Below are 8989 nucleotides of genomic sequence, written 5' to 3'. Positions count from 1 at the left end.
AAAATCAACTGAGTAAACCTGATTCTTTCGTGTTAACAAACTACTTTTACCATATTCCCTATAGAAACTAACCCATTTACGAATATTAGATTCGCTGATTCCTTTCTTCTTAGATACCGTTTCACATGAATAATGCTGATGAACCACTAATTCTACACATTCAAGTTTAAATTCGTAATCATACTTGACTTTTCTTTCCATAAAAATGCCCCCAAATAGTGTCTAACTTTTTGGGGGCAGTGCATTACTTGCTAGTGGCCTCTTTGTATTTTGCGGTCGGGCTCTTCATGCTCTTCGGTAGCTTATTACTATCTCTCACGCAGTATACAAGGGCTTTAGGGAAACAGGAAAAGCAGTTTTTATAATGCCAAAGAATAATGTCTATTTGTAATCGAAACATTTTAAGTTAGGAAAGGAGTGCTATTGTTAGATTTATTTGAAATTAATATTTATTCTAATAGATAGTCCAGTAAATATAATTTTGATAAAACTGATTAAAAAGTCATAATTTAGCTAACAAGAATAAATTTCAAAATAAGATGAAGAATAAATATGTAGATTTTATTTCGGATGAACATTTTTTAAATTGTGTAGCAAATCTGCATAACGCCTATTTAAAAGCTAAAAACAACATTACTAAAAAGAATTTTTACAGTAACAAAGTGGATACAATCAAATTGATTTTTGATGCAAAATTCAATGACATTGATGAGGAAAGTTTAATTCAGGCTGAAATTTTAAGACAAATTGACAAGTCAATAAATAATTCTATTGGAACATTTCACGAGCAAATATTGGGTGGGATAAATGATTTTGAAGTTGGTAATTTAAGTGGTTTCGATATTAAAGCAAAAAATGACACTTTGTTTGCCGATATAAAAAATAAGCATAACACTATGAATAGCAGTTCAGCAGAAGCACTTTTTCAAAAGCTGTCAAGATATGCTGATACTTACAAAAAATCTAAATGTTATTGGGTTCAAGTTTTAGCAAAAAGCAGTTTTTGTGAACTTTGGAAAGGTGAAATTAATGGAAAAGAATATAGCCATAGTAGAGTTTATAAAATTTCAGGCGACCAATTTTATGCTTTGCTTTCTGGAAAAGAAGAAGCCCTTTTTCAATTGTATAAAAATCTCCCAGTTGCCGTAAAAGATTATCTTGATTCAATTCAGAAAAGTAATTCAATTAAAGAAAACTCTGCTTTGGATGAAATAAAATCTGAGACCAAAACTTCAAAAAGAACAATTTTAGATCAAATCACTTTTGAAAATTACAGTTACTATTTAGGTTTTGATAAATTGTAATAACTGTTCAAAAACTTTATAATAGAATAGCCAACTTCTTTTCCTAAATTAACAGGAACGGCATTTCCAATCTGTTTATATTGTTGAGCAATAGATCCTTCGAATTTCCAGTCATCAGGAAAAGTTTGTATTCTCGCATATTCTCTAACTGTAAACGGACGAGTTTCTTCGGGATGGCATCTTTCGGTTTGTTTTTGTGCAGGACTGCAAGTTAAGGTTAAGCAAGGTTCATCCCAACCAATTCTTCTTGCAATTCCAGTTTTTCCTCCCCCAAGATGGAAACTTCCTCCCATAAATTCTTTTTGAATTTCTAAAGGTAAATCTCTCCAATATCCTTTTTGAGGAACTAAATTTAAAACATCAATTTTACTTTGTGGATATTTTGACCCTTCTGATTTTGGTGCATCACAATCGAATAAATCGCCTTTTTTTAAAGCATCCTTGAGATTGTAAATTTTTTTATATGGTTTTGGATATTCAAATTTTAAATCAATATCTTTTCTGATTCCTACTAAAATTAACCGTTCTCTTTTTTGTGGGACATTAAAATTTAGGGCTTTTAAAACTTGAACAGGAACAACATTGTATCCAATTTCGTCTAAAATAGAAATCATTCCTTGGAGAGTTTTACCATTTTCATGACTTAATAGCCCGCGCACATTTTCCCCAATGCAAATTGGAGGGTTTACTTCTTTTACAGCTCTTGCAAATTCATAAAATAAAGTTCCTCTTGCATCAGCTAATCCCAATTTTTTCCCAGCATAACTAAAAGCTTGACAAGGAAATCCTCCTGTTACAATATCAACTTTATTTTCGTAGCTAGTAAAACTAAAAGATTTTATGTCGCCTTCCAAAACATTCCAAGCAGGGCGGTTTTTTCTTAATGTTTGACAAGCCCATTTATCAATTTCATTTAAAGCAACACATTTTAAACCAGCTTTTTCCATTCCAATTGCTAAGCCTCCGGCTCCAGCGAAAAGTTCTAAAACGGTATATTCATTATGTGGTTCGACATAATTCGAAATTGTTTCTTGTATATTTTCGTCTAAAAAGTCAGCAAATAAAGTATCAATATCTGATTTTCTGTAAACTCTATAATTACTCATCGGCTCACGAACAGCAGTTAATTTGCCTTCTTTGTCCCAACGTCTTAAAGTTTCTTTACTTTTACCAATATATTCAGAAGTTTCCGAAAGCGTCATATATTCACTCATAACCAAATTATTTAACCTTACACAATGGTTACAAATATAAAAGAAAAAATGGGATTGCCAAATAGGATTAGTAAATAAAAAAGAGTGATAGCGGTCTCTTATTATTATGGTTTTGTTTAATTTTAATTCAATATTCAAGCTTGATTTACTTTGTTTAAATTGATTGACAAGACTTTAATGTTAACAAAAAACATTCTTGATTTCTCGCTGGCGTAAACACAATAAAGATTAAACTATTGTTGAAAGGATTATGGACACAAGTGTTTTGATGATCGGCATTGACAACAAGATTTGCTGCATGACATGATAAAATTTTAAATAGAAATAAATAATTAACGTTTAAAAAATAAAATTATGGCAATTATCAATCCTTACATTAACTTCAACGGCAATGCCGAAGAAGCATTTGCATTTTACAAATCTGTATTTGGCGGCGAGTTCGCCAAGATTATTCGTTTTAAAGAGCTGTCAAGTCCTGATTTCCCGGTATCGGAAAATGAAGCAGATAAAATAATGCACATTGCATTGCCAATAGGTAATAACACTTTAATGGCAAATGATGTTCCAGAAATTTTGGGACGTGTAAATGAAAATGAAAATAGATCCAAAATTTTAATCAGTACAGAAAGCAGAGAAGAAGCAGATAAATTATTCAACGGACTTTCAGCAGGAGGAGAAATAGAAATGCCAATTTCCGACAGTCCTTGGGGTTCTTATTTTGGTATGTTTAGAGATAAATATGGTATTGAATGGACGGTGGAGTTTGATGCAAATGATAACTAGATTAGTTTAATCAAAAGTATGCACGCTTAGTGCGAACGAAACTATGAAACGAATAACCGTATTCTGTGGTTCCAGTTCAGGAATCGAAGAAATCTATACCTCGCAGGCAGTTTTGCTTGGACAAACATTAGCCAAACGAAACATTGAATTGGTTTATGGCGGTGCCAATGTTGGGCTTATGGGGGCCGTTGCCGACGGTGTTTTGAATGCAGGCGGAAAAGCAATCGGCGTATTGCCCAATTTTTTGAGGTCAAAAGAAATTGCTCACAAAGAGTTAACCGAATTGATTTTGGTCAATACGATGCACGAACGAAAAACCAAAATGAATGACCTTTGTGACGGCGTAATCGCTCTGCCGGGTGGTTTCGGAACATTGGATGAACTTTTCGAAATGCTGACTTGGGGACAGCTCGGGCTGCATAAAAAACCAATTGCCATTTTGAATATTGACGGTTATTATGATGCTTTGATTGTTTTTGTGCAGACAATGACAGACAAAGGTCTTTTGAAAGAAGTAAACCAGCAGATGCTCTTGGTAAGCGATTCGATTGACGAACTTTTGGACAAAATGGAAAATTATGTTCCGCCAACGGTAGGGAAATGGATTAATAAAGAAAATATTTAATGGTAAATTCAATGCTGTTTAAGCTATTTTTCTAGTTAAAACAAAGTGTATTTCTCTTCAATTAGTTAGTCTTTTCAAAAAACAGTTATGAAAATTTAAAAATCATTATATTTACTTTTTTGGTTGACCAGAAAAACGCCATCCCCAATAAATATTTAGATTGCGTAAACCAATTAATTTTAAGCAGTCAAAATGAATAAAGATAACATACCAACACAGGCATTATCTCAGTATCAAATATTGGAAGCCAATTTATTACCAGATCCTGAATCGCGTTTGGATTCTATGGAAAATAAAGAAAGACCTATTTTGGACTCTAGTATTCCGTTTAGAGACTCAACAACTTCTGAGACTAAACGTGAAAGCATAAGCCAGCTTATAGATAAACTGGATGTTGAAAAAAGCATCAGGTATCAAAGAACTCCAGAAGATACGTACTGCAATGTTTACGCTTATGATTACTGCCATTTCTGTAAAGTGTATTTACCAACCGTTTGGTGGACTGATGAATCTTTGGAATACATAAAGCGAGGGCAGGAGGTTACCGCTGTTTTTGAACAAACTGTTGGCCGAATTTATTCCAGTGCCATACACGATTGGTTTTTAGAATGGGGAGACAGCTTTGGCTGGAAAAGAATGTTTTCGGTAGATGAAGTGCAATTTCAAGTAAATGCAAATGGAGGAGTTGGGATAATTTGTGCCAAAAGAAAAATAAAAGGCCTCTCTGGGCATATTGTTCCTGTTGTACCCGAAACGGATTTGCATACAGCCTACAGAGAGAACGGAACGGTTATATATCCACTGCAGTCACAAGCGGGAATATTGAATTACAGCTATTTTTCGGAAGTTAGAAAAGATTGGTGGAATGATGAATTATATTCTTCCCATGTGTTTTATTACCATGAATAATCTAAGCTATAAATCTTACAACTTAATAATTTTGTTTTGTTATTGATTTTCAATGAATTAACTTCTTGGAAATATGGTAATAATGAGCTACTTTTGCAACTCAGAAAAAACGAGGATAGCAAAAGTTTTAATTGTGCTAGTCATCTTCTTAAATTGTTGATATAAAATAGATTAATGACAATAGTAATTTTATAACCCCATTATAAAATTTTAATTCTTTATCAAACGTTCAGCCGATTCAAGTGTGAATTCTGAGATTGAAATATAAATCCCTATAGTTTGAAAAACACTATTCTAATGGGCGAGACAACTATGTTGAATCCGTTTGAAGAATCGTCTCCTTTTGATTTATAATTGTATTTCCAAATTGAAAAAAAGATTTTAAAAAGTTCAATAAACCATAAAAAATAAAATTAGTATAAATGAAAGACAATCAGGCAAAAAAATATTATTGGGGAATAGGATTGGAAAACGAAACCTACATGCAATTTGAAGAATCCCTTATAGTTACTGGTGAATTTATACAAGAAAAAATTGGTTTTGAGAAATACAGTATTGATTACAGAAAATGTTATAAACCGGAAAGCTTAACTTCGATTTTGAAAAAAGCTTTTGGATTAAATGAAAATTATAAGGTAAGCCGAATGATTAACAGTCATTCGCTGGAAAAACTGGATATAAATTATCAGCACAAAACATTATCAGCAGTGAAACCATTAGTTGGCAGCGCAGAAACTGCTGAGGTGAATCCACAGCCACTCGAAAATCCTGAATATCTTGGAAAATCAATCATGGAACTTTTCCTTGAAGATCAGCCGTACAATATTCAAAGCATGATTACCCAACGCAACAAAACGATGGGGTCGGTACATTTTGATGGTGATTCTATTGAGTTTGTAACCAAATATTTTGAAAACAGAACAATTGCTGATTCGTGTAAAGAGCTAAAAGCCACCAAAAAGCTGTTTTTGGATAAAATCAATGAGTCATCTGTATTAAACGGTAAATTAAATTTTCCAGATTATAACAATGGCCTAAATATGTTCATGACTAATCAGGAAAACCTGGTTTTATTTAATAACGGAACATATCATTTTCACATTACACTGCCTTCACTGACCGAAGACAGCCGAATTGTAGATTACAATAATTTTGAAAAAACACACGCGAATGCTATTTATTTACTGCAATGGTTTGAGCCTTTTTTTATAGCAACTCTTGGAAGTCCTGATATTATGGGAGTGATAAGCGATAAATACAGTTTGGACAAAAAATTCACTTTGGGTTCTATGCGAAATGCGATGTCTCGTTACATAGGCGTAGGAACTTACAATAAAGCAATGCCAAAAGGTAAAATTTTAACTTATAATGTAGGTGATTTTAGAAAATTGCTAAAGTTTGAAAAAGAAGAAAACATTTGGTGGCGCGACCAGATTGAAGCTGATATGGAATATGAAATGCTTTCGGAAGTGGGGCTTGATTTTAATCAGGAGAAAATGTACCAAAGCGGTTTTGAATTCAGAAGTTTTGATGAGTTTCCGGCTGAGTATTTAAATGATGTTCTTTTTTCGATCATTCTGATATGTGAGCATTCTTTGAACCTGCCAGATGTTCAATGGGGACATGATAGCTTGGCTTGGAATAATTTAGTTTTTAAAACTTTAAAGAATGGTTATTTAACCGAAATCAATGAAGCCGAAAAGAACGAAGTCTTGAATTTATTACAGTTATTAAATCCATCTGATTCCGATTATAACACACTAAAATCCGAATTTGAAGCCATTGTGATGCTGGATGCATTTTTCTTCAAAATTCTGGCTGTTTTGCATGAAAAATACAAAGACAATAATGTTTGTTTGGATTCGATGTGCGGACAAAAAACAAATTTTCCTCCAAAATGGGAAAACTTCAACAAATACCAAACAGAAAGGCATTTGCAGCAAATAGGTTCTTTCTGCGAAAATTAATGTGATTGTTAAAATGAACGGTCAAATCCGTCAATAAACTTACGCATCGTATATTGTCTGGCATGCATATCGTAATATCCCATTATATAATAGTTTTTGTAGCGGATAATGCTAGGAAGGGACACTTCGGCATGTTCCTGCTCAAAACGTGAAATAAAATCAATGGCTAGGGGATCCTGATCTTTCTTGGTATGGTTTAACTTTTTATCAAATATACTCTCGAAATAAACGGTCATTGGTATATCACGATACATTAAATCGTTGTTAAACAGATTGCTGTCTGATAATGAATTGATAAAATCTGTAAATCGGATGTTACCTGTACCTCCCAATGTAATTAAAATGGAGTTGGAAGTTTTGTAAACCGCTAAGCCCACTTCTAAATGCACTAATTGATTTAAAAATTTGGCAGTGTTTTTAAATTCTTTTGATTTTTGCCCTTCAAATTGTAGCCACAAAGGAGAGCTTTTAAAGGGTATCGTATCTGTTTTTGAAACCAGAATGCTTTTGATGCTATCTGCGGTTTTATAATCCTTTATTTCAAACAGCAACTCATCGGTATTGACTTTTAGTTGATATATTTTACTCTCATGGTAATAAGAATTGGACAGGCAGACATAATTTTTGGTTGCGGTTTTCGGGAAGATTTTTTCCTGAATTTCTAAAGTCGTAAGGTCAATTTCAAAAGCCTGAGTCTCATTGTCGTTATGGTCTAAAGTGAGAAGCATTCGGTTTTTGAGGATGTATAGTTTTGTTTTTTTTGTGCCTTTGAATAATGGATTGAACTGATTCGTTTCTATTTTTTCTATGGGACAGGCTTCTAGAATTTGACTGAATGTTAAAGGCTGATTTCTGCTGTTTTTGAATTTAAAAGAACTAAAATCGACTGTTTTTTGTTCTTTTTGTCCATTTTTAAAGCTATAAAGGACTAATTTTTCTTCGGAATCTTTTTGTGTCAGGATATAAAAAGTGTTGTTTTCTTGAAATGGAATAACAAGAGATTGCTCGGAAAATGAATTGTAATAATTGAAAATGGCAGTAGTATTTGTGTTTAATTCATATCGTACAGCCAGTATATTTTTCAAATCCGGGCTTGACCAATAAATAGTTGGATTTCCCTGTTCATTAAAACTATATCCAGATAATAATTTGTAATTTGTATCAGGTCTTGCAAATGTATATTGATTGGTAAGGAACAATGCGCTGTTGTATTTTAGGATTGTAAGTGTTTCTTTGTCCGAGACAAAGGCAAATATGTCATGAGTGTTAGTGTTTTCGGCATTTACAATTTGTCTGTATTCTTTGGATTTTTTGAGTTCCAATGGAAAAACAGCCAATACTGTTTGGCTGAAAAGAAAACAGCATTGGGCCATAGTCAAAAAAAGAAGGAGTTTTTTCATGTTTTTCAATTCAATTTACAGATTCATTATGGCTTGAAAATAATCTGCCATTTGGCCCACATGCATGGCATCCATCAATCCGTGATGAACGTGTATTGACATAGGCATTTTTCTTTTCCCTTTTTTGGAAATTATCATTTTACCAAAGGAAATTTTAGGGCAGCTATCAGGAAAAGTCATGTTGCGTGCATGCGAAAGCGAGGTGAAATTCAGCCATGGTATAGCCGAAAAGTGAATGACATTATCATCTTTAAATTCCCTGGTAAATAATCCTGCAGTGTTTTGTATACGCTCAATTTCGGTGTTTGCTTTTTGTTCAAAAATCAAATAATCAGGATGGTATTCAATCAGTGAAAAACCAAAAGTGCCATCACCGCGGCTTATAGTTGCTGAGCCATCGATTCGGTCGTGAACGTAAATGTGGGTGTTCTCAATACGATATTTGAAATTTTCAAAAGCATTTACGGCCGTCAAGGTCTTGTGCAGATAATAAATGAAAAAGGAAGTGTTGAGTGATTTGGACGTTTCATACGCTTTGGTACAATCGATGGTTACGGTTACCCCAAAAAAAGGTTCCTGCATTTGTTTAAAGAATAGAAAATGTTCTTTTCGATTCCAACTGTCTAAGTCTAAAAGCTTTTTCAAAATGCTATTTTTTTACAAAAATACAGTTTTTCTGTATAATCTGTTTTGGTTATGGATTTTGTATTGCGCAGGCGTGAAAATAATTCGTTGTAAGCAGGTAAAGGATTTGTATTTTTTAGGGTATGAAGCAAAAAAAAGTCCT

At 33.2% G+C, this 8989-nt stretch carries 9 protein-coding genes; 5 read left to right on the top strand and 4 right to left on the bottom strand.

Annotated features, from left to right (window positions below; translation table 11 throughout):
* Positions 1-201, bottom strand: a 201-nt coding sequence (locus tag AC1DVP_RS14485) for a transposase (RefSeq protein ID WP_477184196.1), incomplete at its 3' end; no start/stop codon positions are given.
* Positions 202-539: 338 nt separating this feature from the next.
* On the opposite strand from AC1DVP_RS14485, the gene AC1DVP_RS14480 reads away from it, so the two are divergent.
* Entirely contained in the window at positions 540-1304 is a 765-nt protein-coding gene (locus tag AC1DVP_RS14480; protein WP_477184195.1) for an Eco47II family restriction endonuclease, read from the top strand.
* Here AC1DVP_RS14480 and dcm read toward each other — a convergent pair.
* Positions 1280-2518 (bottom strand): DNA (cytosine-5-)-methyltransferase, encoded by a 1239-nt coding sequence (dcm, locus tag AC1DVP_RS14475; protein WP_477184194.1) that lies wholly within the window; start codon positions 2516-2518, stop codon positions 1280-1282. The two genes, AC1DVP_RS14480 and dcm, sit on opposite strands and share 25 nt — an antisense overlap.
* Positions 2519-2872: 354 nt before the next feature.
* Here dcm and AC1DVP_RS14470 point away from each other — a divergent pair, with 354 nt between their 5' ends.
* From AC1DVP_RS14470 to AC1DVP_RS14455, 4 genes are all read left to right on the top strand, one after another.
* On the top strand, positions 2873-3301 hold the full coding sequence (locus AC1DVP_RS14470) for a VOC family protein (protein WP_477184193.1): 429 nt from the start codon (positions 2873-2875) through the stop codon (positions 3299-3301).
* A 43-nt stretch (positions 3302-3344) separates the two neighbouring features.
* A complete protein-coding gene (locus AC1DVP_RS14465) occupies positions 3345-3926 on the top strand; it encodes an LOG family protein (protein WP_477184192.1) in 582 nt (193 codons plus the stop codon).
* A gap of 192 nt (positions 3927-4118) precedes the next feature.
* Entirely contained in the window at positions 4119-4835 is a 717-nt protein-coding gene (locus AC1DVP_RS14460; protein WP_477184191.1) for a hypothetical protein, read from the top strand.
* A 422-nt stretch (positions 4836-5257) separates the two neighbouring features.
* Complete coding sequence (locus AC1DVP_RS14455) at positions 5258-6802, top strand: hypothetical protein (RefSeq protein ID WP_477184190.1); 1545 nt, start codon at positions 5258-5260, stop codon at positions 6800-6802.
* An 8-nt stretch (positions 6803-6810) separates the two neighbouring features.
* Here the strand turns inward: AC1DVP_RS14455 and AC1DVP_RS14450 are convergent, their stop codons facing one another.
* Positions 6811-8202: a hypothetical protein gene (locus tag AC1DVP_RS14450; protein ID WP_477184189.1), complete on the bottom strand. Its 1392-nt coding sequence runs from the start codon at positions 8200-8202 to the stop codon at positions 6811-6813.
* A 15-nt stretch (positions 8203-8217) separates the two neighbouring features.
* A complete protein-coding gene (locus tag AC1DVP_RS14445) occupies positions 8218-8847 on the bottom strand; it encodes a CatA-like O-acetyltransferase (protein ID WP_477184188.1) in 630 nt (209 codons plus the stop codon).
* Between the last annotated feature and the right edge of the window lie 142 nt (positions 8848-8989).

The organism is Flavobacterium sp. P3_A6, assembly GCF_056403035.1.
This window is presented reverse-complemented; position numbering and strand designations above follow the sequence as displayed.